Below are 2468 nucleotides of genomic sequence, written 5' to 3'. Positions count from 1 at the left end.
GCTCGGATGGTGAAATTGGTAGACACGCTGGACTTAAAATCCAGTGAACAGCAATGTTCGTGCGGGTTCAAGTCCCGCTCTGAGTACTAAAAGCTTCAATTGGCTATGCTGATTGAAGCTTTTTTTTGGTTTTAACCTAAGATTTGTGTTTGCGTTAGGGATGGAAGCGGCATCCTTTTGTGAGAGTAAAATCATTCTGGATCAGAATAAACCCACCCGAACAAAAGATACAGCGTACAGCCCGACCTTGTTGCTGAAGAAAATTGAATATTTACCAAAAAGTTCCGCAACGAGGGAACGCCATAAAGAAAGAGCTTAACTTGACGTTAAACTCTTTCTTTATTTTGATATTTTGTTGAAGATTATGCTTCTTCGTTTTCTTCCATGGTGTGATAAACGTTCATTACGTCATCATCTTCTTCAATTTTTTCGATTAGTTTTTCAACATCGGCTACTTCAGAAGCTGAAAGCTTTTTAGTGATTTGAGGAATTCTTTCAAAACCAGAAGAAAGAATTTCGATATTTCTGTTTTCTAATTCTTTTTGAATCGTTCCAAAGCTGTTGAAAGGCGCATAGATTAAAATTCCATCTTCGTCTTCAAAAACTTCTTCAGCCCCAAAATCAATTAATTCTAGTTCTAATTCTTCGGCATCAAGACCTTCTTTTGGAATTCTGAAGTTACAAGTGTGGTCAAACATGAATTCTACTGAACCTTGTGTCCCCATTGTTCCATTGCATTTGTTGAAATAACTACGAATATTAGCCACCGTTCTGTTGTTGTTGTCAGAAGCCGTTTCAATCAAGATTGCAATTCCGTGAGGAGCATATCCTTCGAATAAAATTTCTTTATAGTTGGCTGTATCTTTGTTTGTTGCATTTTTAATAGCGCGTTCTACGTTATCCTTGGGCATATTAGCCGCCTTAGCATTTTGAATAACCGCTCTCAATCTAGAGTTTGCTTCAGGATTTGGTCCGCCTTCTTTTACGGCCATAACGATATCCTTACCAATTCTAGTAAATGTTTTGGCCATTGCAGCCCAACGTTTCATTTTTCTTCCTTTTCTAAATTCGAATGCTCTTCCCATTTCTGATTGTTTTTTTAACGATGCAAAAAATTATAATTATTCTGTTTTTTTTTAGTTTTTATAAAATGGCATTTTTACCACTTTCGCAGGAACATCTTTTTTTCTGATTCGAATAAAGATCTCGCTGTCAACTGAGCTATTATCTATCGTAACATATCCCATTCCGATTCCTTTGTTCAAGGATGGTGACATGGTTCCTGAAGTTACAATTCCGATTTGATTTCCTGATTGGTCTACAATTTCGTAATCGTGTCTTGGCACGGCACGTTCCTGCATTTCAAAACCAATTAGTTTTTTAGTTACTCCAGCTTCTTTTTGGTTTTTCAGGTTTTCAGAATTGCTGAATTCTTTGTTGAATTTTGTAATCCAACCCAATCCTGCTTCTATTGGCGAAGTCGTATCGTTAATGTCGTTTCCATAAAGACAGAATCCCATCTCCAAACGCAAAGTATCACGAGCGGCTAAACCAATTGGTTGGATACCAAAAGGAGCTCCGGCTTCAAAAACTTTGTTCCAAATTTGTACTACCTGATCATTTTTACAGTAAATTTCAAAACCTCCGGCACCAGTATATCCCGTAGCCGAAATGATTACATGTTCAATTCCTGCAAAATCACCTACTTCAAAATGGTAGTATTTTATCGAAGATAAATCTACTGAAGTTAAGGATTGTAAAGTTTCAATTGCTTTTGGACCTTGAATTGCCAATAATGAATAGTCGTCAGAAAGGTTTTTCATTTCAACTCCTAAATCATTGTGAGCTGAAATCCAATCCCAGTCTTTATCAATATTTGAAGCATTAACTACTAATAAATACTGCTCGTCTTTGATTTTATAAACCAATAAATCATCTACAATTCCACCTTCATTATTAGGCAAACAAGAATATTGCACTCTTCCGTCGGTTAATGTAGCAGCATCATTAGAAGTTACTTTTTGAATCAACGCCAAAGCATTTGGACCAGAAAGTAAAAATTCCCCCATGTGCGACACATCAAAAACACCTACAGCAGTACGAACCGTTTCGTGTTCAGCGTTTATTCCCTCATAAGTTATAGGCATATTGTATCCTGCAAACGGTAGCATTTTTGCTCCCAAGGCTTCGTGTATGTGCGTTAGCGCAGTATTTTTCATTATGATTTTGTGTAAATTTTGATGGCGCTAATTTATTGCTTTTATTTTGAGTAACAAAGGACGTGAGAGTCAAAGTTTAGCGGATATGAGTGCTTGATTTTAACCCGTTGGGTGAAATTATCAAAAACGTCAGTTCGAGGTATAATTTTTTTACAAAAAAATGCAATATAAAATGACGTTATCTTTGTTAATAACCTGAATTAGAATTAGGCAGTGTAACAGTAAAGCAAATTAGTGTTATTTACCTGA

Annotated in this window: 2 protein-coding genes and 1 tRNA gene; 1 reads left to right on the top strand and 2 read right to left on the bottom strand. The window is 36.2% G+C overall.

Going from position 1 to position 2468, the window contains the following annotated elements; genetic code table 11:
- Positions 1–86: transfer RNA gene (locus tag GTZ96_RS18070), tRNA-Leu, on the top strand.
- A 276-nt stretch (positions 87–362) separates the two neighbouring features.
- Here the strand turns inward: GTZ96_RS18070 and GTZ96_RS18065 are convergent.
- A complete protein-coding gene (locus GTZ96_RS18065; RefSeq protein ID WP_161645286.1) occupies positions 363–1085 on the bottom strand; it encodes a YebC/PmpR family DNA-binding transcriptional regulator in 723 nt (240 codons plus the stop codon).
- A 51-nt stretch (positions 1086–1136) separates the two neighbouring features.
- Positions 1137–2219, bottom strand: a complete 1083-nt coding sequence (gene gcvT / locus GTZ96_RS18060) for a glycine cleavage system aminomethyltransferase GcvT (protein ID WP_161645285.1) — start codon at positions 2217–2219, stop codon at positions 1137–1139.
- Positions 2220–2468: the final 249 nt, after the last annotated feature.

This window comes from Flavobacterium undicola (genome assembly GCF_009909155.2).
GTDB lineage: Bacteria > Bacteroidota > Bacteroidia > Flavobacteriales > Flavobacteriaceae > Flavobacterium > Flavobacterium undicola.
The sequence above is the reverse complement of the archived record's forward strand: the minus strand, read 5'-3'. Positions and strand labels throughout refer to the sequence as shown.